This is a genomic window from Blautia glucerasea (assembly GCF_020537505.1).
Lineage (GTDB): Bacteria > Bacillota > Clostridia > Lachnospirales > Lachnospiraceae > Blautia_A.
This window is the reverse complement of sequence record NZ_JAJBMO010000029.1, coordinates 19053-42674: the sequence shown is the minus strand read 5'-3', so window position 1 is coordinate 42674 and position 23622 is coordinate 19053. Positions and strand designations below refer to the sequence as shown.

General features: G+C 41.7%; 21 protein-coding genes and 1 riboswitch. Of the genes, 18 read left to right on the top strand and 3 right to left on the bottom strand.

Features of this window, described 5'->3' with window-relative positions:
• Nucleotides 1–49: 49 nt before the first annotated feature.
• From LIQ05_RS16905 to LIQ05_RS16830, 16 genes are all read left to right on the top strand, one after another.
• Nucleotides 50–907: a hypothetical protein gene (locus tag LIQ05_RS16905; protein WP_226822567.1), complete on the top strand. Its 858-nt coding sequence runs from the start codon at nt 50–52 to the stop codon at nt 905–907.
• 1 nt (nt 908) lies between these two features.
• Nucleotides 909–1748: a hypothetical protein gene (locus LIQ05_RS16900; protein ID WP_226822565.1), complete on the top strand. Its 840-nt coding sequence runs from the start codon at nt 909–911 to the stop codon at nt 1746–1748.
• 242 nt (nt 1749–1990) lie between these two features.
• Entirely contained in the window at nt 1991–2254 is a 264-nt protein-coding gene (locus LIQ05_RS16895) for a flavodoxin (protein ID WP_330634035.1), read from the top strand.
• Between the two features lie 64 nt (nt 2255–2318).
• Complete coding sequence (locus LIQ05_RS16890; RefSeq protein WP_226822563.1) at nt 2319–2504, top strand: heparan-alpha-glucosaminide N-acetyltransferase domain-containing protein; 186 nt, start codon at nt 2319–2321, stop codon at nt 2502–2504.
• A 31-nt stretch (nt 2505–2535) separates the two neighbouring features.
• Nucleotides 2536–2715, top strand: a complete 180-nt coding sequence (locus tag LIQ05_RS16885; protein WP_173705297.1) for a hypothetical protein — start codon at nt 2536–2538, stop codon at nt 2713–2715.
• Nucleotides 2716–2913: 198 nt separating this feature from the next.
• Entirely contained in the window at nt 2914–3579 is a 666-nt protein-coding gene (locus LIQ05_RS16880) for a flavodoxin (RefSeq protein WP_226822561.1), read from the top strand.
• A gap of 52 nt (nt 3580–3631) precedes the next feature.
• Nucleotides 3632–4630, top strand: a complete 999-nt coding sequence (locus LIQ05_RS16875) for an aldo/keto reductase (protein ID WP_226822557.1) — start codon at nt 3632–3634, stop codon at nt 4628–4630.
• 68 nt (nt 4631–4698) lie between these two features.
• Nucleotides 4699–5568: a prolyl oligopeptidase family serine peptidase gene (locus LIQ05_RS16870; RefSeq protein WP_226822556.1), complete on the top strand. Its 870-nt coding sequence runs from the start codon at nt 4699–4701 to the stop codon at nt 5566–5568.
• 39 nt (nt 5569–5607) lie between these two features.
• The gene (locus LIQ05_RS16865) at nt 5608–6240 is read left to right on the top strand and encodes a flavodoxin family protein (RefSeq protein ID WP_226822555.1); all 633 of its coding nucleotides are present in this window, start codon (nt 5608–5610) and stop codon (nt 6238–6240) included.
• A gap of 104 nt (nt 6241–6344) precedes the next feature.
• On the top strand, nt 6345–7463 hold the full coding sequence (locus LIQ05_RS16860) for a metallophosphoesterase (protein WP_318289555.1): 1119 nt from the start codon (nt 6345–6347) through the stop codon (nt 7461–7463).
• Between the two features lie 158 nt (nt 7464–7621).
• Entirely contained in the window at nt 7622–8389 is a 768-nt protein-coding gene (locus tag LIQ05_RS16855; RefSeq protein ID WP_226822553.1) for a zinc ribbon domain-containing protein, read from the top strand.
• A 20-nt stretch (nt 8390–8409) separates the two neighbouring features.
• Nucleotides 8410–8931, top strand: a complete 522-nt coding sequence (locus LIQ05_RS16850) for a hypothetical protein (RefSeq protein ID WP_226822549.1) — start codon at nt 8410–8412, stop codon at nt 8929–8931.
• Nucleotides 8928–9515 carry a chromate transporter gene (locus LIQ05_RS16845; protein ID WP_226822547.1) on the top strand — a complete coding sequence of 196 codons (588 nt, stop codon included), beginning with the start codon at nt 8928–8930 and terminating at the stop codon, nt 9513–9515. Before LIQ05_RS16850 ends, LIQ05_RS16845 begins: the two co-directional genes overlap by 4 nt.
• Nucleotides 9512–10075, top strand: a complete 564-nt coding sequence (locus LIQ05_RS16840; protein ID WP_226822542.1) for a chromate transporter — start codon at nt 9512–9514, stop codon at nt 10073–10075. The genes LIQ05_RS16845 and LIQ05_RS16840 overlap by 4 nt, the downstream gene beginning before the upstream one ends.
• A 153-nt stretch (nt 10076–10228) precedes the next feature.
• Nucleotides 10229–11704: a diguanylate cyclase gene (locus tag LIQ05_RS16835; RefSeq protein ID WP_226822540.1), complete on the top strand. Its 1476-nt coding sequence runs from the start codon at nt 10229–10231 to the stop codon at nt 11702–11704.
• A gap of 186 nt (nt 11705–11890) precedes the next feature.
• Nucleotides 11891–12265, top strand: a complete 375-nt coding sequence (locus LIQ05_RS16830; RefSeq protein ID WP_226822539.1) for a hypothetical protein — start codon at nt 11891–11893, stop codon at nt 12263–12265.
• A gap of 205 nt (nt 12266–12470) precedes the next feature.
• On the opposite strand, the gene LIQ05_RS16825 is transcribed toward LIQ05_RS16830, so the two are convergent.
• From LIQ05_RS16825 to LIQ05_RS16815, 3 genes are all read right to left on the bottom strand, one after another.
• Nucleotides 12471–14054 carry a glucose-6-phosphate isomerase gene (locus LIQ05_RS16825; RefSeq protein ID WP_226822537.1) on the bottom strand — a complete coding sequence of 528 codons (1584 nt, stop codon included), beginning with the start codon at nt 14052–14054 and terminating at the stop codon, nt 12471–12473.
• A 368-nt stretch (nt 14055–14422) separates the two neighbouring features.
• Entirely contained in the window at nt 14423–17020 is a 2598-nt protein-coding gene (locus LIQ05_RS16820; protein ID WP_226822535.1) for a heavy metal translocating P-type ATPase, read from the bottom strand.
• 20 nt (nt 17021–17040) lie between these two features.
• Nucleotides 17041–17424 carry a metal-sensing transcriptional repressor gene (locus tag LIQ05_RS16815; RefSeq protein ID WP_226822533.1) on the bottom strand — a complete coding sequence of 128 codons (384 nt, stop codon included), beginning with the start codon at nt 17422–17424 and terminating at the stop codon, nt 17041–17043.
• Between the two features lie 392 nt (nt 17425–17816).
• Between LIQ05_RS16815 and LIQ05_RS16810 the strand changes: the two genes are divergently transcribed.
• Both LIQ05_RS16810 and LIQ05_RS16805 read left to right on the top strand, forming a co-directional pair.
• Nucleotides 17817–21638, top strand: a complete 3822-nt coding sequence (locus tag LIQ05_RS16810) for an Ig-like domain-containing protein (RefSeq protein WP_226822530.1) — start codon at nt 17817–17819, stop codon at nt 21636–21638.
• 298 nt (nt 21639–21936) lie between these two features.
• A riboswitch (cobalamin riboswitch) is annotated at nt 21937–22113 on the top strand.
• Nucleotides 22114–22337: 224 nt separating this feature from the next.
• Nucleotides 22338–23588 carry a sirohydrochlorin cobaltochelatase gene (locus LIQ05_RS16805; protein WP_226822528.1) on the top strand — a complete coding sequence of 417 codons (1251 nt, stop codon included), beginning with the start codon at nt 22338–22340 and terminating at the stop codon, nt 23586–23588.
• Nucleotides 23589–23622: the final 34 nt, after the last annotated feature.

Below are 23622 nucleotides of genomic sequence, written 5' to 3'. Positions count from 1 at the left end.
TATACTAATTATGGAATTTTTGATAAATTTGTTGAAGAAGGGGAACACCATGTATTATGACATTACAAATCCAGATGCATCCTATTATTGGTTGCATGAATTATTGCAAATGCAAAGTGGAGAGTTTATAGAAGAATATATTATAAACTGTCATAATGATTTTGAAGAATTTTTTGAAAAATATAGCTCTATAATAAATAATATTGATATAGAAAATTTAGAGCTTGTAGCATTTCATGTAACAAGCACCAGTAATCAATGTGAAGATATAAAAAAATATGGATTACATAATCTTCAATGGGTACTCAATAATGACACTGATTTAAATAGATTTTTAAAAGAAAATAATGTAAAATTTGATATCAAAAGCAAAGTAATGTATATAGGCGATGTGGCTTATGACATAGATTATGAAAAATATAAAAATTTAGATGTAATTTCCAAGAGAAACGAAAAGCTACATAATATAGGGCATAAAATATATTATGATTTTCAGATTAATGCATTTCTGTTTTGTGAAGATATCTATAATTATTCAACTATCCATGAAGTACCAGAATTTATTTTTTCACTGTCTTCTTTAAATGATAAAACGAATGAACTTTATATAAAATGGAAAAGTATGTGTGAACCATATGTTGTAAAATATAAGGCTAAAATAAAAGATTTTACATATTTTACTTTTTATGACAGTGAAATGGAATACGAGAATGATAGACAAGATAATTGGAAAAGATTAAGAAAACTTCTTATTTCGAGATCTATAGAAAGTATGTTTTCAAGATCAAGTTCAGAAATTTATGCATATATGGCTCCAGATACAGTAGTGTCTGGTGAGAATATCATAGAATATATACCTGCTGAGGAATGGAGAAAAAATGTACTTAAATACTTTGGGAAAAAATGAAATGTATAAATCAGTTTCAGAAATAGTCGGAACTGATATTGAAGTGGTAAAAAAATTTATAAAAGAAAATGCAGACAATATAGTAGATTGTAATTATGATGAAAATGGTATTGAACAATTGAATATAGATGAACTGATACAAGGTAAAACTCTAAATCAAATTGACTCTTTAATTGTAAATCATATTACCCCTAGAGAAAATGAAAAAACTATATGGGATGAAGGGTTACTAACTTTATCTTATGCGTTAACACAGAAAACAGCATTATCTGATTATTTAAAAAAATGGGGATTTACATTTTCATTTGATCAAAAACAAATTACAATGTATAAAAATGATGTAATTGTTGAAGTTAAACATAAATTGGGAACAAATTTAGATATGAGACTTGGTGGCGAAAAGACTTTGAATGATTACAATATTAATGGCTATCTTTTTGTTAATGAATTTGAAGAGGATGCCATAAGCGGTTGGCTTGGATCACCAGAATTTTTAAAAAGTTTGTCTATTTATTACAGTAACCACAATATTGCAAATGACTATTGTGACAAATGCCAGAACTATTATGTTTCTTTTGAAGTACCTATAGATAAGGTAGATTTGGAAGGATTTTCTGATGATATAGATTCAATGAGAAAAACAGAAATATTATTGAGATATGTAATTAATGCATTATCGTATGCTGCAATGGAACAAAAACCGTTTCTTCCGATGTATAATCCAATAATTTTTCTGAAACGTGATTATAATGTTCCGAAGGAAAATATACGTAAAATATGGGATTTTCAGCGGAGGGGAGTAAAGTGGATTCCTATAGAAAGTTCTAGTATAACAAATTAATTATTTTTAAAAATTAAAATATCAGTTATAACTATAAGGTTCATACTCAATAAAAAATCGGAACTTCTCAGGAGGCTTCGATTTTTTTATAATGTAGTTGCAACAAGAGATTGGAAATTAGGTACTTACCCAGACAGTCCAGGAAACCCAAATTACAGTACCTGTCAGATCAAGCAGAAAGTGCAACACAAAACACAGTTTTGTATGCCGTTAAGCCCAGTAAAATCAAGGCATGAGGGGAACTGGCTACATTTTACTATCCAATCTGGTGGGGAATCGCAGCATGGCCGGTAGACGGATTTGTAGAAGCAAATGACTTTACAGGAAAAGCGGTAATCCCATTCTGTACAGCAGCTTCTTCCGGCATCGGCGACAGTGGAAATCTCCTCGAAGAGATGGCCGGAACCGGAAACTGGTTGGAAGGCAAGAGATTAGACAGAGGAATTTCTGAAGACGAAGTGAAAGACTGGATCAGTGATCTTGGAATTTCTTCTGTAGAAAACTAAAACGAGACAACACATTTGACAGCAAACACTTTCAGAACCACTTAACCGCAGATAAATAAAATATATGAAAGAGCAAAAGAGATATCTGCTGATCGATGGAATTCGTGGATTGGCGATTGTAAATATGGTGGCATTTCATTTTTTATATGATGTAAATGAAATCTGGAATATAAACAGTCACTGGTATGAAGAAAAAAGCATTCATATCTGGCAGCAGGCAATTTGCTGGAATAATATTTGCACTGGTTAAATAAAAAAACGGTGAATAGAGGTAAGGTCAGATGAAAAAACAAGTGAAAACACAGATAGGAAAAGACGATAATATTTTATGGGTTTCAAAAGCAGGAAACTGTATTGCTTTCAAAAGTGTACCTGGATATCAGCCGATGACCATGGAGACTTCTAATGAACTGTGGGCATTGGTTGAACAACTTGTGACCACAGGTTTTAAAGTAAGATGATATGTGGCATATAGATGATCAGCACATTACTTTTGCAAAATCAGAAGTTATAACCCTAAGGTAAACACTTTATAAAAAATCGGAACTTCTCAGGAAACTTTGATTTTTTTATAATATAGTCATGTTGAAACTTTATAATTCTGGGATTGTACAACTGAACCAGAGGATATGAATCAAAAGCATAAGGAGTGAATGCCGATGAAGAAAAAAACAGCGGTGATATTTTTAACTGGATTAATGATTTTTACTATGTCAGGGTATTTTGTTAATGCAGCAGATACATCTGTAAAAGAAGAAAACGAAAACAGCAATATTTTAATCGCATATTTTACTGTCCCGGAGGATATCGACACCAATGGTATTGACGCAGATTCCGGTGCAAGCGTAGTAGTAAAAGATGAAGAGGTTCTGGGAAATATGGAATATATGGCGTTGACCATACAGGATGCCATTGGCGGAGATCTGTTCCGGATTGAAACCAAAGAAGCATATCCGTTGGATCATGAGCCACTTGTAGATCAGGCAGCAGAAGAACAGGATGAAAATGCACGTCCTGAATTAGCAACTCATATTGAAAATCCGGAACAGTATGACACAATTCTTCTGGGGTATCCGAACTGGTGGGGAGATATGCCGCAGCCACTTTTCACTTTCCTTGAAGAATATGATTTTTCAGGAAAAACAATTATTCCTTTTAATTCACACGGAGGAAGCGGATTCTCCAACACAATTGAAGAAATAAAAGAACTTCAGCCAGATGCCAACATCAGTGATGAGGGCTTAAGTATTTCCAGAGACAAGGTAGCTGACAGTGTACAGGATGTAACAGACTGGGCAAAAAGTCTTGATCTATCAGAGGAATAGAGGTCAGAACAGTAAGAAGTTTCGCAAATAAATAATTTTAAGGGGAACAGACATGAGTAAAAGAATTTTAGGAAGGGATTTAGAGGTATCTTCCATCGGGCTTGGCTGTATGGGGATGAGTCATGCTTATGGAAGACCATCAGATAAAACTGAAGCGAAGAATCTTCTTGCAAAAGCTGTCGATTTAGGATATACAATGTTTGATACCGCAGAAGTGTATGGTACTGCCGAAAATCCGCATCATAATGAAACACTTTTGGGAGAAATCCTGAAACCGTATCGAAATCAGATTAAAATTGCTACTAAAGGTGGTTTGCATTTTGACGAAAATTCAACAGTTGTAAACAAAAATCTGGTTCCAGACAGCCGACCGGAAGTGCTAAAAAAATCCGTAGAAGATTCTTTACAGAGACTTCAGATGAATCATCTGGATCTCTATTATATCCATCGTGTGGATCCAACAATTCCTATCGAAGAAACAGCAGGTGTAATGAAAGAACTGATCGATCAGGGAAAGATCACACACTGGGGAATTTCAGAAGCTACAGAGGAAATCATTCGAAGAGCGCACAAAGTCTGCCCGCTTACAGCGGTACAGAATCGTTATTCTATGATGTACAGAAATTACGAATCATTGTTTCCGGTACTGAAAGAATTACAGATTGGTTTCGTGGCTTTTTCTCCATTGGCAAATGGTTTTCTGACCTGCAGATATGATGAGTATTCTACTTTTGAAAAGAGTACAGATTACAGAAGCATTATGCCGCAGTTTTCTTCCGCAGGAATTGTAGAAAATCAGAAGCTTATAGAATGGTTGAAAATTATAGCAGCAGAAAAAAATGCTACTCCGGCTCAGATTTCTCTGGCGTGGATGCTGGCAAAAAATCCGTTTCTTGTACCAATTCCAGGAACAAGAAATCTGAAACGTCTGACAGAAAATATTCAGGCAGAATCCATTCATCTGTCAGTAGAAGAAGTCACAGAAATTGATGATATGCTTGAACATATTCCGATGTCTCAGGTATTTGGTGGTTCAATAGTCAAAAAATAATATTCCACCCGAACGTCTGAAAAAGATGTTCGGGTGTTTACATATAACTGACAGGAGATGATCACACTATGAAAAATAAAAAACAAATGGCAGTAGTTCTGTTATCTGCAATACTTGGAATCACTGCAAATGCATGGTTTGTGCAGGCAGACAGCAGTGTAATCCAGGATGATCAACAGGAGCCAGACAACGAAGCACCCGATTCAGATAAAGTTACAGCAGGTACAGATACATACAAAGGTTTTCTGCTGGATAATGTCCTGCATTCAAGTGAAGAGGGAGATATTCATTATAATGTCTATATCCCGGATAGTTATGATGGAAGTAAGCCATATGCTTTATTCTTTACACTTCCAGGTTATGAAGGATTGTACTTTCAAGGCGTAGGGGTAAATATAAAAGCAGAAGAGTTTGGTTTCGCAGCTCAGGAATATAATCCGGAAATGATTATTGTTGCACCTCAGCTGAATGACTGGGGAGAAACTTCTGCGAGACAGACCATTGCTTTAACAGAATATTTTCTTTCTGCTTATAATATTGACAAGTCAAAAGTATATGCAGAAGGGTATTCTGGTGGCGGTGAGACCATGTCACTTGTAGTGGGAATGAGACCTGATTTATATACTGCTTATTTACAATGCAGTTCCCAATGGGATGGTGCATACGAACCAGTGGTACAGGCAAAGACACCTGTATATTTTGTAGTTGGGGCACATGATGAATATTATGGTTCTGAGCCGTCAGAAGATGCTTATAATAATTTGCGTGAATTATATCAGAAGGAAGGTCTGTCCGATGAGGAGATTGATGACTTGCTTGTACTGGATGTCAAGGATGATTCCTATTTCAGTGACCAGGGTGTTACCAATCAGCACGGACAGGGCGGCGGATTATTTGTAGAAGACGATGCTGTTATGGGATGGCTTTTTGGAAAATAAAGAAAATGTATGAATGATACAGAAAAGAGGAAAAAGAAAATGAAAGTATTACTTGTAAATGGAAGCCCGCATAAGGACGGATGTACTTATACGGCACTGTGTGAAGTATCAGAAGCATTAAATGAACAGGGAATCGATACCGATATCTTCTGGATCGGAAAGAAACCATTGTCAGGCTGTATTGCCTGCAAGTCTTGCATGAAAAACAATAAATGTGTATTCCATGACAGTGTAAATGAATTCCTGGAAATTGCCGGAGATTATGAAGGATTTGTATTTGGGACACCTGTACACTGGGGAGGGGCCAGCGGCGGCATTACTTCGTTTATGGACAGAGTTTTCTATACTGATCTCAATGGAGGAGGAAATCGCTTTCTGCTGAAGCCAGCGGCGGCGGTTATGTCGGCAAGAAGAGCCGGTACTACTGCAACCTGGGATCAGATGAATAAATATTTCGGTCTGATGCAGATGCCGATTATTACTTCAAGATACTGGAATATGGTACATGGGGTAACTCCGGAGCAGATAAAACAGGATTTAGAGGGTATGCAGGTAATGCGAGTGCTTGGAAATAATATGGCGTTTTTTCTGCACTGTAAAAATGTTGCATTGAAGATGGGAATCTCTATGCCAAAACAGGAACCAATGGTATTTACGAATTTTATAAGATAGTCATTTTTTGACTGTTGGATGATTATGGATAAATAAAATATGAAAAGTTGATGTTTGAAAGCTCATTGAATTATTATAGTATTATGATTAGGAAAATGTAAAAAATGCAAATGATAACCTGGGTGATACTGCCGATATTATGTGTGATAGCAGTTACAGTTTATCTGTATCGAAAAGTGCAAGCAGCAGTAAAATGTTTCTTATCTGCATATTCCTTTAAAAGACAGCGAATTTTTGCAGGAATTATTTCCCTGCTGTTGATTATTCCCGCAGTCAGGATTTATGGCATATGGTTTATAATCCTGCTTCATTTTACTGTATTTTTGCTGTTGCTGGATATAGTTGTTTTTCTTATAAAAAAATTGAAAAAGCAAAATCAGCTTACTGGTTTATGGAATAAAATATACAGAAGTGGTGTAATAGCAATACTGCTGACAGCAGTTCTGATCGGGTATGGAAGATATAATATCTTTCATGTAGTCAGAACAGAGTACAATGTGCAGACTCAAAAGAATATTCGTGAAGAAGGATACAGGATTGTGCTTTTGTCTGATCTTCATTACGGAGTTTCCATGAATGATAACAATCTGCAGAATGTAGTAAACAGGATTAGTGCAGAGCAGGCAGATATTGTTGTTCTTGATGGAGATATTGTAGATGAAAACACAACATCAGAGCAGATGCAGTCAGCCTTTCGCATTTTGGGACAGGCTGACAGTACATATGGCGTTTATTATGTTTATGGAAACCATGACAAGAATAATTATGCTGCAAAGCCGAATTATAGCGCAGAAGAAATGGAAGATACGATTACACAGGCGGGAATTCAGATTCTGGAAGATGAAACAACCGTCATTAATCAGGAAATCGCACTGATTGGAAGAGCAGATAGAGGAGATAGAAATGCGAAAAGAAAGGATATTTCCAGTCTTGTAAAAGAACTGAATCCAGAACAGGAATGGATCGTACTGGATCATCAGCCTTCTGAGTATAAGAAAGCAGAGAATACAGGATGCGATATGATCTTATCCGGTCATACACATGCCGGACAGATCTGGCCTGTCGGATTGTTTGCATCGTTGTTCCATTTTGATGAATTAAATTACGGGGAACAAAAACAGGGAAATCTGAATGCGATTGTAACATCAGGAATTGCTGGTTGGGGTTATCCGATCAGAACGGAAAAACATTCAGAATATGTTGTGGTCAATCTTATATCGTAATAAAAGCAAGGAGTGGAATTCAAGAAAGTAGAAATAATAGAGCGCATCACAGATTCTAATGGAAATGTGACTGAGAGCAGGTATTAAGGTATGGCAACAGCAAGTTGCTTTTCAGAATATGGATTTGGTTATATGATAGGGTCATGGAGGTAATCACTATGAAAACAAAAAATATTATTTTGAAACTTCGTACTGAAAGAGGAATGTCGCAAGACGAACTGGCAGATAAAATTATGGTAACAAGGCAGGCGGTATCACGTTGGGAAAATGGAGATACAGTTCCAAATACTGATACATTAAAGCTCTTATCAAAAGAATTTGATGTCTCCATTAATACTCTTTTGGGAGAACCGAGAAAACTGATCTGCCAGTGCTGTGGAATGCCAATTAATGATGATTCCATATTGGGACGTGATAAAGATGGTACATTAAATGAGGAGTATTGCAAGTGGTGCTATGCAGATGGAACATACACATATAATAATATAGATGAACTGATTAATGTGTGTGTAAAGAATATGGTAAATGAAAACTTTACCGAAGAACAGGCACGATCTTATTTGAAAGAAATGCTTCCAAAGTTGGATTACTGGAAAAGATATGATGAACTTAGTGACAATGGGCAGTTTGAAGAGTTTAAGAAGAAATTGATAAACGAAATAAATGATCTGCATATAGACGGACTTCCAAGGGTAGACAAGCTAAATGCACTTGTGGGGAAATACGTGAATCTGGAATATACTCTGCCTAATGGACAAAAAGTGAAATTTCTTGATGATCAGAAAACCTATCTGGGGAATCAACTAGAGTCTGAATTTGGAGAAGATAGCTGCTTCGGTATTTTGGCAGGTATGGATTTTATTCTGGTATGTACATATGAGAAGGATGGTGAAAATCCAGAGCTGTTGATTTATAAAAAGAGATAATATAAGCAAAAAGAAAAGCCTTGACAAATAAACGATCGTTTGAAAAAGTTGATTTGTTGATTGCTGAAAGCTCTATTAAATATTATAATATTAATATCCGAGTAACTGAGTGGGGCATAATGAAATTAATAAAAGATGTCGAAGATTCCATCTTAGAGCACCCAAATATGGATGGGATACAGCTTACCTGTGAGGATATGAAAGGGCATTGGCTGGCAGCTGATGTAAAAGATTTTAATGTAGCAGGCTTTGATTCGAATGGGGACTGCCATATTACCATATACCAGAATGAAAAAAACAACGATCTTTGTATTCATCCAGATGGAACTTATGAATCAGAAGAGCTAGAGGATGAAAAAATTGATCAGTTTCAAGTCCTACAATCAAAGAATTTTATTTTTTACTATGGAGGATTGATTCTGTTCAAAACAGAACTGTTTACGGAAATGATCTGCAAATTACAGAAAAATAAGGAAGAGGTAGCAACAAAAATACAAGTGACAGTATTTAAAAGAGTAATTTATGAGGATAGCTTAAGATGAGTATAGTGGAGAAGAAAAAAGAAAACCAAAAAATTCTATTATGGAAAATATTTGTTTCAACTTTATATTTAAGTACCTTTACCTTCGGGGGCGGATATATTATCGTTACCCTTATGAAAAAAAAGTTTGTAGATGAATATCACTGGATAGAAGAGAAGGAAATGCTGGATCTGGTGGCAATTGCACAGTCCTCTCCTGGGGCAATTGCGGTAAATGGAGCCATTGTAGTGGGATATAAGCTGGCGGGGATTTTGGGCGCTGTTGTTTCTATTTTTGGTACCATTATTCCGCCATTTGCGATTATTTCCATTATTTCTGTGGGATACAATGCCTTTCGTGACAATTATATCGTCAGTCAGTTGTTGGAAGGAATGCAGGCGGGGGTTGGTGCTGTGATTGCATCTGTGACCTTTGAAATGGGCGGACAGATTGGGAAAGAAAAAGATACAGTGTCTATTTTGATTATGGCCGGGGCATTCCTGGCTTCCTGCATTTTAAAAGTTAACGTGATTTACATTGTAATTATGTGCGGAATATTAGGTGTGATTCGTACATTTCTTGGGAAGGGGAGGGAATGCAGATGATCTACCTGCAATTATTTATAAGTTTTTTACAGGTCGGAATGTTTAGTTTCGGCGGGGGCTATGCTGCAATGCCGTTGATCCAGGGACAGGTAGTAACCTTGCACCAATGGCTTAGCATGGCAGAATTTACGGATCTTATTACAATTTCCCAGATGACGCCTGGTCCCATTGCCGTAAATTCAGCGACCTTTGTTGGAATAAAAATAGCGGGAATTCCAGGCGCGATAGTGGCAACACTTGGATGTATTTTACCCTCATGCATGATTGTTACCTTACTCGCAAAGCTTTATATAAAATACAGAAACATGGCTCTGCTCCAGGGAGTTTTAGGATCCCTTCGCCCTGCAGTTGTGGCAATGATTGCTTCGGCAGGAATTTCTATTTTGGTCAATGCCTTCTGGGGAAGTGCAGCCACAATCTCATTTCAAGGAACAAAATGGAGTCTTGTGGTAATTTTTGGAATCTGTTTGTTTTTATTGCAGAAAATGCAATGGAATCCCATTGGTGTAATGGTTCTGGCAGGTGTTATGAAGCTGGCAGTATCATTTGCTGGATTTTAATTCTGTTGTTTCGAAACCTGCTTTTTCAGACATGTTTTAGAGTAAAAAATAGACACGTCTTTTTCTCGAAAAAAGGCGTTTAAAATGAAATTTTGTAGATTTTCCCCTCGTATATTTGATATAATACAAAAAAAGATTTGGGAGAGCATTGCTATGAGGAGAAAACAATTTCAGCTAAGAAACTACATTATTGCAACCAGTGTGTTCATCACAGCAGTTGTGATAGGAATCCTGATCTTTTTTACATGTGTGCAGCAGGCAGTGGAGGTAAATTCCCAGGAAATCATGATGACAGACGTATCCAGACAGAGTGAACACATGAGGACCATTCTGGATATTCATTATCAGTATTTGAATGAAATCGCATCGGAGATGGGAAAGTCGGATCAGCTTTTTTCCGAAGAAAATAAGGAACGGCTGGTTTTCCTTCACGAACAGACGGAGCTTGAGCGAATGGCACTGATCGACAATGCTGGAAATGCTTACTATGACAATGGAGTGTCCAAGAATGTGGAACATAGGAGGTATTTTCAGGAGGCCATTCATGGGCAGCAGACCATAAGTGATCCCCTGCAGAGCAGTGTAGATAAGGAAATCCGTGTGGTGCTGGGCGTGCCGGTGTACCAGGATGACCAGATCATCGGTGTATTAGGAGGTTCCCTGAATGTGGGAGCTCTCAGCCATCTGCTTTTCGCAGATCTTTTTGGTGGGAAGGGAAGCAGTGCCATTGTGACAAGTGAGGGGGTTGTTATTGCATTTGACAGCGGCAGCGCCTCAGACAGAGAAATTACATATGGAACCAATCTGTTCGAATATTACAATGAGAAGAATCTGAAAGAGGAGCATACCTTGGAATCCCTTCGGACAGAATTTACAGAAGGGAACACAGGTCTGGTCAAGCTTTGCCTGGCAGAGAGGACGGAAGCGGACCGTTATCTGGCCTATATGCCTCTTGGCTATAATGACTGGCTGATCTGTTATTCAGTGCCGATAGAGGCAGCCCAGCAGGATTATGCGTTTATCAGCCGGTATGAGCTGATTTTTATGGGAACCTTTTGTATTCTGGCTGCATTTCTGGTGCTGTACATTGCCCTTCGCAATAACAAGGAGAAAGCGGCTTTGGTGCGGTCTGCACAGCTGGATGCACTTACAGGGGTGTATAATAAAGAAAACACCCAGAAATTTATTGACAGTATGCTGAAGATTAAGAAGCAGAAGGTGTTTCATGGGTTTATGATCCTGGATATGGACCATTTCAAGGAAATCAATGACACTTATGGACATGCAGTTGGAGATAAGGTGCTTCAGACCTTTGGCGGACTTTTGCGGTCCCAGTTCCGTGATCTGGATGTGGTAGGACGTATTGGGGGAGATGAATTTGTGGTGCTTCTCTATGACATTGGTACCAGAGAGATCATGGAAGCAAGGGTGAAGAGCCTTCAGGAAAAAATAAGGGCTTTGGAGATTCCAGAGCTTCAGGGACATCCGCTTACCAGCAGTGTGGGAATTGCCTTTGCGCCCAGGGATGGAGGAACCTTTATGGAACTGTACCGGCGAGCTGACAATGCTCTTTATCAGACTAAGCGGGGTGGAAGAGACGGTTATACTGTATATGAGAAGCTTCAGTAGCGCAGAGAAATAACAGAAAAAGCTTGCTGATCCGGAGCAGTTTACCAGGGAGCTTGACAATCCATGCAATGTTAAATAATTTTAAATACGTTTAACATTAACAACACACGGAATTTAACATAGATAGCTATAATATCTCTCAGAAAAGAAAAATGAAGGTTGTTTTTGAAACAAGGGGGTTCTTTTATGAGAAGGATATTACAGAAAAATGAGAAAATAGAGCTTAACAGTTTTATAGAGGAATTTGTAAAGGCAAGACAGAAATATTTTACACCAGGTCAGGAATGGTTAGAGGCAGAGCTGCCACAGGAAAAGATCAGTGTGTATATGGATAAAGCACAGCTGGAAAAAGATCTGGATGATTTTGTAAAAACCAGTCTTATGTATGGCAAAGTACAGAAGCTGGTAATGGAGATCCAGGTGAAGAAGACGGCTGATGGCGCTGAAATCTGTTTCTCAGATAATGGAGCCGGAAACTGGAGAAATGAGAAGATCTGTGTAATGGGAAAACCTGGAAGAAGCCTGGAAATGAAGAAAAACTGGGGCGTGCAGGTTGCCTGAATATAAGTTGAATGAAGAATAGCGGACCGCAGAGAAATGTAGGGATACAGGGAGCTGCGGTCCGTTTTTGTGTTGTAAGGACGAGACCAAAACGGTTCTTCGGGTTTTGTTCGTTATTGTGGGAACGATCAAGGTTTGGCCCGTTGTCCGTGTAAATAAAAACGGCAGCCCGGAAATTCCAGGACTGCCGTAATTTTTGCTAAGATCAGATATTCAGAAGGTCACTGAATACTTTCAGTGCACCGTCTGTATTGTGTGCAAGGACACGTTTCGCAAGGACTTTACCGAGCTGAACACCTTCCTGGTCGAAGCTGTTCAGGTTCCATACGAAGCCCTGGAACATGATTTTGTTCTCGAAGTGGGCAAGTAATGCGCCAAGGGAAGCAGGGGTGAGCTGCTCGCCGATGATGATGCTGGATGGACGTTTACCTTTGAAATTCTTGTTCAGATTTTCATCCTCTTTACCGCAGGCAAATGCTATAATCTGAGCTGCAACGTTAGCGCAAAGCTTCTGCTGGCTGGTGCTTTTCTCAATGTCAACGTCTACGCCAAGCTGGCTGTTCTTAAAGCCGATGAACTGAAGCGGGATGATGTCAGAGCCCTGATGTAATAACTGGTAGAAGGAATGCTGTCCGTTGGTTCCTGGCTCTCCGAAGATAACCGGTCCTGTCACATAGTTCACTGGCTCGCCGAAACGGTTGACGGTTTTACCATTGGACTCCATATCACACTGCTGAAGGTGTGCAGGGAAGCGGCTTAAAGCCTGTGAATATGGAAGAACTGCTGTGGAAGGATAGCCCTGTACGTTTCTCTCGTAGATACCGATGAGAGCGTCCAGCATATCCGGGTTCTTCATAAGGTCGCGGTTTGTTGCAAGCTGATCCTCAGCTGCTGCACCGTCAAGGAGCTGTGCGAATACTTCCGGTCCAAATGCCAGGGAAAGGATTGCGCCGCCTACACCGGAAACAGAAGAGTAACGGCCGCCGATGTAATCATCCATAAAGATGGCGGTGAGATAATCCTCGCTCTTTGCAAGAGGAGAGGTCTCGCTTGTAACGGCAAGCATATGTTTGGAAGGATTCAGACCTGCTTTTGTGAGGGCATCCTTCACGAATGCCTCGTTGGTCAGAGTTTCAAGGGTGGTGCCGGATTTGGATACAACGATGAATAAGGAGTGTGCAAGGTCTACAGAAGCAAGGACTGCAGCTGCATCATCCGGGTCAACGTTGCTGATGAATTTCGCTTCCATCTTGAAGGTGTTATTGGCCTTCGCCCAGTTCTCCAGTGCGATATAAAGGGCACGTGGACCAAGGTCGCTTCCGCCGATACCAATCTGTACAACTGTGGTGAATTTCTCACCAGCTTCGTTGGTAATCTCACCAGCATGAACCTTATTTGCAAAATCTGCTGCTTTCTTCTGCTGGGCAACGTAGAATTCACGCTTGTCTACACCGTCTACAACAACCGGGTTACCAAGCTGCTTACGTGCAAGGTGATGGAGAACCATACGGTTCTCTCCGGTGTTGATCACTGCACCATTGTATAATTCCTGGAACTTGTCAATCAGCTGTGCCTCGTCAGCCAGCTTCGTAAGTGCGGCTAAAACGGTTTCGTCTACTTCTTTGGCTGCATAGTTGTAAGAAAGACCTGCTGCCATTGGTGTACTATAATCAGCTACACGCTTGCCACCCTCTTCGCCAGACAGAGCTGCTGCAATGTCTACGTGATCCTTAAGTTCCTTCAGCTCGCCAAAAGAATTAAGTGTGTCAAGATTTTTCCATGTTGCCATAATATAATTCCTCCTTTAGATGGTTGAGATGATAGCTGCTGCCCACAGTCGGATCAGCGGCTGCTTATGCTCTCAGAGGAGTCTCACCGTGAGACTCACATTAATGCCATTATACTGAATAAATTACAGAATTTCAATGCAAGGATGAAGATTCGTGAAAAATTAACATTAATATAGGAAAGAACAAGGGCGATATGAAAAAATGAACATGAAACCTGACAAAAGCAAAAGTGGGAAATCGGATTAAATATAAAAAAGCCAGCCTGCAGAAGCAAAAAACTGTTTCTGCAGGCTGGCGGATCAGACCATTGCAATGGGCGATAGGAATTGAACGTTGAGCATTGGTCGGTTAGAAGGTGAGAACCTGATTATTCCTGTGTGATTCCGGTCACTTCATAACCAGCGTCTTTGATCACCTGGCGGACTTTGTCCTCGTCTACTTTTTCTGGTGCTGAGAAGATGGTGGTTCCGGCATCGTGGGAGGATACAACATCCTGTACTCCAAATGCTTCCTGAATTGCTTTGTTTACATGTGCTTCACAATGTCCGCACATCATTCCTGTTACATGAACTGTTACTTTTACCATGGTATTATTCTCCTTTTTGTTAATATTGTTATTAATATCGCCACGCTCGTTAGAAAGGGTGCAGCTGTTATTAATCGTCTGTTCAGCTCTTGAAACTGGATTCTTAATTTTTTTATCTTTGCTTGCATCATGGATCCTAAACAGGTTCAGTCTCAGCGCATTGGTAACCACGCAGAAGCTGGAAAGGCTCATGGCAGCAGCGCCAAACATTGGATTCAGGGTCCAGCCGAAAATCGGGATCCAGACACCGGCAGCCAGCGGGATGCCGATTACGTTGTAGAAGAATGCCCAGAAAAGATTTTCGTGGATGTTCCGAAGGGTTGCGCGGCTCATACGGATGGCAGCTGGCACGTCGGAGAGCTGGCTCTTCATAAGAACTACATCTGCGGCATCAATGGCTACATCAGTTCCGGCACCGATGGCGATACCGATATCTGCTCTGGTAAGGGCCGGAGCATCGTTGATTCCATCGCCCACCATGGCCACCTTGCCTTTTTCTTTCAGGGAGCGGATGACACTTTCTTTTCCATCCGGAAGGACACCTGCAATAACCTGGTCAACTCCGGCCTGTGCGCCGATAGCTCTGGCAGTGCGCTCGTTGTCACCAGTAAGCATAACTACATGGATGCCCATATTCTGAAGCTCTTTGACGGCCTGGGCACTGTCTGGCTTAATTACGTCAGCGACCGCAATGATTCCAAGAAGCTTTCCATCCTTTGCAAAGAGAAGGGGAGTTTTTCCTGCTTCGGCAAGCTTCTCGGCCTGGTGCATAAGGGAAGGGGATACAGACACCAGTGTGCTGATATATTTCATGCTGCCGCCGATCAATGTGGAAGCGCCAAGCTTTGCAGAAAGTCCGTTTCCCGGAAGGGCATGGAATTCTGTGACTTCCTGGGCGGTAAGGCCAATGCTTGTAGCTTTTTCAAGAACGGCTTTTGCAAGAGGATGCTCGCTTTTTTTCTCAAGGGCGTAGGCAAGGGTGAGAAGATCGTTCTCGGATATGCCATCGGCGGGAAGAATATCGGTAACCTCCGGCTGACCGCTTGTGATGGTTCCGGTTTTGTCAAGGGCAACGATCTGGACCTTTCCAGCTTCCTCAAGGGAGACTGCGGTTTTGAAAAGGATACCGTTCTTGGCACCCATTCCGTTTCCTACCATAATGGCAACCGGGGTGGCAAGACCAAGGGCACATGGGCAGCTGATGACCAGAACGGAAATTCCTCTTGCAAGGGCATAGCCGAATTCGTGGCCTGTGAGCAGCCAGATAATGGTGGTCAGGACCGCAATGGTAATAACGGCTGGTACGAAAACGCCGGAAACACGGTCTGCAATCTTGGCAATAGGAGCTTTGGTGGCTGCGGCATCACTGACCATTTTGATGATCTGGGAGAGGGTGGTGTCTTCGCCAACGCGGGTAGCTTCACATCTGATAAAACCAGACTGGTTGACTGTGGCTGCGGAGACAAGATCTCCGGCAGCTTTGTCAACGGGGATACTCTCGCCGGTAAGGACGGATTCGTTGACTGCACTGGAGCCTTCGATGATCACGCCGTCCACCGGGATGTTTTCACCAGGGCGGACAACGAAGATGTCGTCTTTTACAACCTGGTCAATGGGAACGGTGGTTTCCTGGCCGTTCCGGATGACAACGGCGGTCTTTGGAGCAAGCTTCATAAGACCTTTTAAGGCGTCAGTGGTTTTGCCCTTGGAGCGGGCTTCCAGCATTTTTCCTACAGTGATCAAGGTCAGGATCATGGCTGCGGATTCGAAATAGAATTCCATCATGTAGTGCATGACAAGCTGGGAATTGCCGTCAACCTGGGCCCTTGTCATGGCGAACAGGGCGTAGACGCTCCATACAAAAGATGCCATGGAGCCAAGGGCTATCAGGGTGTCCATGTTCGGGGAGCGGTGCCACAGGCTTTTGAAGCCGCTGATGAAAAACTTCTGGTTGATGACCATGACGATTCCTGCAAGAAGCAGCTGCACAAGTCCCATGGCGATGTGGTTGCCATCAAACCAGGCTGGCAGCGGCCATCCCCACATCATGTGTCCCATGGAGAAGTACATCAGTACCAGAAGAAAGCCTACGGATGCGATGAGACGCTTCTTCAGGATTGGGGTTTCGTGATCTTCCAGGGCTTTTTCAGCTTCGGAAACGGATTCCTTCTGGCCGGAAGCGCCTTTTAAGCTGCAGCCGTATCCGGCTTCTTCTACAGCTGAGATAATGGAAGAGGCCGGGGCAGTTCCTTCTACGCCCATGGAATTGGTAAGCAGGCTCACAGAGCAGGATGTAACACCTGGAACCTTGTTTACCGCTTTTTCCACACGGGCGCTGCAGGCCGCGCAGCTCATGCCGGTGACGTTGTATTGTTCCATAATAAATTCCTCCTGGTATCTTATTTCATTAATTTCTGCAATGTTGTAACCAGCTCATCAATTGTTTCGTCCTTTCCCTCGCGGATATCTCTTGCAACGCAGGTCCGGATATGGTTGGCGAGCAATTCCTTATTAAAGGCATTTACAGCGGCATTTACAGCGGCGGACTGGATCAGAATGTCGTTGCAGTAAGCGTCATTCTCCAGCATTCCTATAATGCCCCTTATCTGGCCTTCAATACGCTTCAGGCGGTTCACAAGCTTCTTGCGTTCTGCCTCGGAACGGTCGGTGTGTTTGGTATAGCAGCAGGAACAGACCTTCTTGGTGGGTTCCTGGCTGGAAATATTCTCCGTATCAGCTGCTGGCTTAGTGCAGCAGTTTTCAGATTTATGTTCAGCTGTCATAGGCAGTCTCCTTTCTTAATATACCCCTTAGGGGTATCGCTTGATGAAAACAATATATACCCCATGAAGGTATTTGTCAACCCCAATTTTATAATTTTTTAATGTTTATAAATTGGGGGATATTTGGGAAAAGTAATTGATTCTTTGGATTTTTTATAGTATCATAAGAAATGATAAAAAAGCACATTTAAATGGAATGCGGTTTATCTCCGCAGCGGCGTCCTTGCCACCGTAAAGTCGGGTCTTTTTGAATGTGTCTTATAATGTAGGCTGTATCTCAGGGGCGTTGCAGCATACATTAGATCCTTAATACAGATGGCAATTGCCAGATGCATTAACGTTTACCTGTACCCTCTTGTATAAGAGGGCTTTTTTTATGAAGGAGGAAGAAAATGAAACAAAGAAGAACAAAAATTTTAGCTCTGTTTCTTGCTGCTACGATGGCAGTTGGCTCCCCGGTTACTGCTTTTTCCGTAAGCGCAGAAGACTGGGCATCCGCCGATGAGATTGCTGGTTTTGAAAGCGATTGGGAAAGCACTGATACCCAGGAGTCTGCTGATGATTTTGCAGCTGTGGAAAGTGAAGCAGCCCCTGAAGCTTCCAGTGATGCTGCAGTAGATGATTTTTTCAGTTCAGAAGACGGATTTGCAAGTGAGGTAACAGAAGAAGCGGCTGGTGAAGCTGTTGGAACAGAAGCAGTAGAAACCGGTCTTGGAGAAAAGACGGAATTTGCAGACGGAACCTATGTGCCAGATGACTTTTCTTTTTCAGGCGGAACTGGAAAAGTTACCATTACCTGCCCATCTATTGTGATCGAAAATGGTGTTGTTTATGGAAATATTCTGTTTTCCAGTAAAAAATACACACAGATTAAATTGAATGGGGAAGTATATCCAGTACTTTCAACAGAGGATGGTTCTTTGTTTAAAATCCCGGTAGTACTGAACCAGGATATGGTGATTGCGGCAACAACCGTGGCTATGACTGAGGCTCATGATGTTAATTACACTCTGAAGATTACACAGGATACCAGCAAGTTTACTCCGAAACCTGAGGAGAAAGCAGATTACACAGCTGTAGATGCTGCGCTTGCGAAGGTTCCGTCAGACCTTTCCATCTATACTGAGGAAACTGCAAAAGCAGTCACAGATGCAGTTGCAGCAGTTCAGCGCGACTATGGAAAGTCCAGACAGGCTGAGGTTGATGCAATGGCTTCTAAAATCGAAGCAGCAGTTGCTGCCCTGGTCAAAAAAGCAGTAGAGCCTACAGAGACAGAGCTGGCAATTACCAATAATGCTGCAATGTTTAAAGCACAAAAGGCCGTTCTTCATAAAGATGAAAACGGAACCAGCCTTATTGTAACTTTAAGTGGATCTGGTTATCACTATCTGTATAAGGGTACATATGAGGAAGCAGTTGCAAACGGCGACAACAGAGCCAACTGGTGTGCAGGAGCTTTGGTAGATGGCAAATGGCAGTTTACCATTCCGGTAAGTGAAGGTGAGACAAAGCTTGCACTGGTAGCAATTTCAAACAGCTATCTTACCAAATACGAGCAGGGCTTAAATACACTGGAGAGAGCTTTCTATCCGAGACAGGCTGTGATCGATTATGACGCAAAGACTCTGGTAACAGGTGATTTTGATCATACAATTGATCTGACTGTAACCAATAATGTGAAAATGTTTAATGTAGCTGCTGCAGCATTACATACCATTGGTGGTCCAATTTCCAATAATTATCAGGAAATTTTACAGCTGACAATGGGAAGTGACAGCTTCGACCAACTGTATGTAGGAACCGCAGCAGAGGCAGCTGCAGCAGAAAGTACAATTGCGATCACCAGCCGTAAAGCAGATGTTGTGGTAAAAGCAAATGCCATGGGCGGAAGTACAGCCGTAGATTACCTTGATAAAGCAACAACTTTAGCATTCCATTCTGCAAAAAATGAAAAATGGTATGAACGAGTTTTCACAGTAAGCAAAACAGGAAAAACGGTTGTGGTTGATCCAGTTCCGGTACCTGCAACTGGTATTACACTGGATGCTTCTGAGAAATCTGCTTATGCAGGAGAGAGCTTTACCCTCACAGCAACTGTAGAGCCAAAGGGTTCCACAGATAAGGCTGTATGGTCCAGTGACAAGGAAAATGTTGCAAAAGTAGATCAGAATGGTACTGTAACTACTGTGGGCGAAGGAACAGCTGTGATTACTGCAAAAGCTGGAAATTTCAGTGCGCAGTGTACAGTAACGGTAAAGAAAGGCTTCTCCATTGGAGTAAAAACCTATCTTCTTGATGAAAACGGGGCAACTCCTTCCAGGATGACTGGTGTAGAAGTTACTTTAACTGATTCTGAAGGAAATGTTTTGAAGGAAACAAGTCAGAATACTACTACTTTTTCATTTACAGGCATAGATGCAACAAAAGAATATACACTGAAAGTAGTCAGAGATGGCTGCTATGTAATTGATGGAAAAACAAAAGAGCCAGCCGGATATTTTGTTTATACCACAAAGGTTACAAAAGAAAATGACGGTGCTTCCTATTCTGTTTACTTTAAGAAGGATGCGCTGATTGCAGCACTTAAGAAAGCTCCGGCAGATTATTCCCTTTATGATGAGGCGTCTGTACAGGCTGTGAAAGATGCTATTGCAGCAGCAAATCCTGATGAGACAGATTTTGCAAAGAGAGATGAAGCAGCGGCTAAGATTGAGGAGGCAGTCAGCAAACTGGTTCTGAAAGATGGAAAATATGCTGCAGCAGCAGAACCAGGAGAGAGCAATGCCGGTTTTGAGGCAAAGGACGTTGTGATTTTCACAGAAGATGGCGTACTGAAGGCAAGCTTTACAGGAACTCAGCCAGTTTACAAGAGGCTGTATCTGGGAACTGCTTCCGAAGCGAAAAAGGCAGTGAAGAGTGACACAGAAGATCCAAAACTGATCCAGGGTATTGCAGTAGAAGAGGCTGACGGAAGTACTTCTTATCGTTTTACAATGCCAATTCCGGCATTAAATACAAAGGTAAAATTTGTTGCAAATAGTGGTACAGGTACAAGATGGCTTTCAAAAGCTCTTACATTTACTACTGATAAAGTGACGAAAGGTATTACCCTTGATACAACTGAGGAAATGCTGAATGTAGGTTCTGAGAAAGCGATCACAGCTACTGCAGCTGCTGATTACAGCACAGGTAAAAAGATCACATGGACTTCCAGTGATGAAAAGGTTGCGACTGTAACAGATGGTACAGTAAAAGCAGTAGGAGAAGGAAAAGCAGTGATCACAGCACAGGTTGGAGAGTTTACAGCAGAGTGCCAGATCACAGTTCATACTTTTGAAACCCTTCCGGCAAGAACTGCAACCTGTACAAGAACCAGTCTTACAGAGGGCCTTAAATGCTCTGTATGCGGCGAGATCCTGAAAGCTCAGGTGGAAGGTCCGGCACTTGGACATAAAGAAGTAGTTCTTCCGGCTGTGAAAGCTACCTGTACCAAGGATGGCTGGAGTGAAGGTAAGAAATGCTCTGTATGCGGTATCATCCTGAAAGCCCGCAAGCTTGTAAAGGCAAGCGGACATAAAGAGGTTGTGATCCCGGCTGTGGCAGCAACACAGGGACATACCGGACTTACAGAAGGAAAGAAATGCTCCGTATGCGGTGAGATCCTGGCAGCCCAGAAAACCACACCGGCACTTCCAATCCTTGTTGCCAAGGTAACTGTAAGTGCGAAAAATTCCGTAAAGGTAGCAGCAGGCAAGAAAGTACAGCTTCAGGTGAAAACAGCTCCTTCTAATGCAGACAACAGCGCAGTAACCTGGAAATCCAGCAATACCAAGGTAGCAACTGTCAATGCAAAAGGCGTTGTAACTATGAAGAAAAATGCTGGTGGAAAGGCTGTTGTAATTACAGCAACAGCAAAAGACGGCAGCAAGGTATACGGTTCCATTAAGCTTACCTGCATGAAGGGCTATGTGAAGAAAATCACCATTTCCGGAAAGAAAACAGTCAAAAAAGGAAAGACCCTGAAGCTGAAAGCAAACGTTACAGCATCCAGTAAGGCAAACAAGAGCGTGGTATGGAGATCCAGCAATACCAAGGTAGCAACTGTATCTTCCAAGGGTGTTGTGAAGGGGAAAAAGAAAGGTACTGTAACAATCACAGTCCGATCTCTTGACGGAACCAATAAGAAGGCAACGATCAAGATCAAAGTAAAATAAGTAAAAATGATTAAACACGATAATATCTGAATTGCTTTAAAATGGTCCATGGCATAGTCTGTGGACCATTTTTTACTATGAAAGTCCTGGACAGCAGCCACGAATTCGTCCTGCTTACATGTTAGAAAATCTGCTGGAAATCTGTATAGAAGAGTGGACTGTGACGGAGCGAAAAATATGGCTGAGAATATTTAAAAGAAAATGTATAAATCCAGGTTGATTTACAAAAAATACATATTTTGTTCATAAAAAATACATGAAAATATGGTAATTTCTAATCATCCGAGTCGAATATGTATAATGGTTATAACGCAAGGGTTGCATCATGAACATGGTGCATAAAAGAGAATCCGGTGAGAATCCGGAACGATGCCGTCACTGTGTAAGGGAGCTGCTTCAGAGCCCACTGGGAAACCGGGAAGGGGAAGCGGTGTTGACCGAAGTCAGGAGAACTGCCTTGGCGTGGAATCTTAGGTCTGCGGTACACAGAACCTGTATTCTCATAACGATACATGAATATTTTCTAAATGTTTTTTGGAAGAAACGTGTGTATATGGGGATGGTTACAGTCGCAGAAAATGCGGCTGTTTTTTACGCGGTACGAGCCAGAGACTATGCTTGCATGAGACCTTGGCGATTGCCGCGGGATTCTTTATACGTGATTCTATCCGGAAATACAAGAAAAAAGAGGAAAAAGAAATGAAAAGAAAATCTTTATTAGCAATCCTTCTTGCAGCTTCTATGGCAGCAAGCATGACAGTAGCAACTGGATCTGTTGCATTTGCAGAGACAGAGGAAGCTACAGAGGAGACAGCAGACGATGCAGAAGCAGCAGATGATGCAGAAGCAGCAGATGACACAGCAGATGCAGATCAGGAAGCCGCTGATAAAGTAGCAGCACTTATTGACGCAATCTATGTTCAGGAGAGAACAGATGATACAGACGCACAGTGCAAAGAAGCAAAAGAAGCATGGGATGCCCTTACAGATGCTCAGAAAGAGCTGGTAGAGGGAGAAGAAGCAAGCCCAGAGTATTTCGGACGTGACACAGGTGATGCTTCCAAGGATGATCCACGTAACCAGGATGAGATCGGTGACAACGAGCTTCTGGTTGTAAGCTTTGGTACATCCTTTAATGACAGCCGTGCTGAGGATATCAAAGGAATTGAGGATGCTCTTGCAGAAGCATTCCCGGATTGGTCTGTAAGAAGAGCATTTACCGCTCAGATCATCATCAATCATGTACAGGCAAGGGACGATGAGCACATTGACAACATGCAGCAGGCTCTTGATCGTGCTGTAGAGAACGGTGTTAAGAATCTGGTTGTTCAGCCTACACACCTTATGCATGGTGCTGAGTATGATGAGATGGTAGAAGCTATTGATGCGTACAAAGATAAATTTGAGTCTGTAGCAATCGCTGAGCCAATGCTTGGTGAGGTTGGAGATGACGCTACTGTTATCAACGACGACAAAGCTGCTGTTGCACAGGCAATTACAGATGAGGCTGTAAAAGAGGCTGGATATGACACCATGGAAGCTGCTGCAGAAGATGGAACAGCATTCGTATTCATGGGACATGGTACTTCCCATACAGCAAACATTACATATGACCAGATGCAGACACAGATGGAGAACCTTGGATTCACAAACGCATTCATCGGTACTGTAGAGGGTGAGCCAGAGGATACCGCTTGTGACGTAGTAATTGACAAAGTTAAAGATGCTGGATTCAAGAAAGTAATCCTTCGTCCACTTATGGTTGTTGCTGGTGACCACGCAAACAACGATATGGCTGGTGATGATGACGATTCCTGGAAGAGCATGTTTGAGGCTTCTGGAGATTTTGATGAGATCGATTGCCAGATTGAAGGTCTTGGAAGAATTGATGCTGTAGAGCAGCTTTATGTAGCTCATACTCAGGCAGCTATTGATTCTATCGCTGAGTAATCAGAAGTTTAAATTTTATAGCATACAGGCAGCT

Coding starts and splice junctions, on each gene's coding strand:
- LIQ05_RS16905 (WP_226822567.1), top strand. CDS start 50: ATGTATTATGACATTACAAATCCAGATGCATCCTATTATTGGTTGCAT.
- LIQ05_RS16900 (WP_226822565.1), top strand. CDS start 909: ATGTATAAATCAGTTTCAGAAATAGTCGGAACTGATATTGAAGTGGTA.
- LIQ05_RS16890 (WP_226822563.1), top strand. CDS start 2,319: ATGAAAGAGCAAAAGAGATATCTGCTGATCGATGGAATTCGTGGATTG.
- LIQ05_RS16885 (WP_173705297.1), top strand. CDS start 2,536: ATGAAAAAACAAGTGAAAACACAGATAGGAAAAGACGATAATATTTTA.
- LIQ05_RS16880 (WP_226822561.1), top strand. CDS start 2,914: ATGAAGAAAAAAACAGCGGTGATATTTTTAACTGGATTAATGATTTTT.
- LIQ05_RS16875 (WP_226822557.1), top strand. CDS start 3,632: ATGAGTAAAAGAATTTTAGGAAGGGATTTAGAGGTATCTTCCATCGGG.
- LIQ05_RS16870 (WP_226822556.1), top strand. CDS start 4,699: ATGAAAAATAAAAAACAAATGGCAGTAGTTCTGTTATCTGCAATACTT.
- LIQ05_RS16865 (WP_226822555.1), top strand. CDS start 5,608: ATGAAAGTATTACTTGTAAATGGAAGCCCGCATAAGGACGGATGTACT.
- LIQ05_RS16860 (WP_318289555.1), top strand. CDS start 6,345: ATGCAAATGATAACCTGGGTGATACTGCCGATATTATGTGTGATAGCA.
- LIQ05_RS16855 (WP_226822553.1), top strand. CDS start 7,622: ATGAAAACAAAAAATATTATTTTGAAACTTCGTACTGAAAGAGGAATG.
- LIQ05_RS16845 (WP_226822547.1), top strand. CDS start 8,928: ATGAGTATAGTGGAGAAGAAAAAAGAAAACCAAAAAATTCTATTATGG.
- LIQ05_RS16840 (WP_226822542.1), top strand. CDS start 9,512: ATGATCTACCTGCAATTATTTATAAGTTTTTTACAGGTCGGAATGTTT.
- LIQ05_RS16835 (WP_226822540.1), top strand. CDS start 10,229: ATGAGGAGAAAACAATTTCAGCTAAGAAACTACATTATTGCAACCAGT.
- LIQ05_RS16830 (WP_226822539.1), top strand. CDS start 11,891: ATGAGAAGGATATTACAGAAAAATGAGAAAATAGAGCTTAACAGTTTT.
- LIQ05_RS16825 (WP_226822537.1), bottom strand. CDS start 14,054: ATGGCAACATGGAAAAATCTTGACACACTTAATTCTTTTGGCGAGCTG.
- LIQ05_RS16820 (WP_226822535.1), bottom strand. CDS start 17,020: ATGGAACAATACAACGTCACCGGCATGAGCTGCGCGGCCTGCAGCGCC.
- LIQ05_RS16815 (WP_226822533.1), bottom strand. CDS start 17,424: ATGACAGCTGAACATAAATCTGAAAACTGCTGCACTAAGCCAGCAGCT.
- LIQ05_RS16810 (WP_226822530.1), top strand. CDS start 17,817: ATGAAACAAAGAAGAACAAAAATTTTAGCTCTGTTTCTTGCTGCTACG.
- LIQ05_RS16805 (WP_226822528.1), top strand. CDS start 22,338: ATGAAAAGAAAATCTTTATTAGCAATCCTTCTTGCAGCTTCTATGGCA.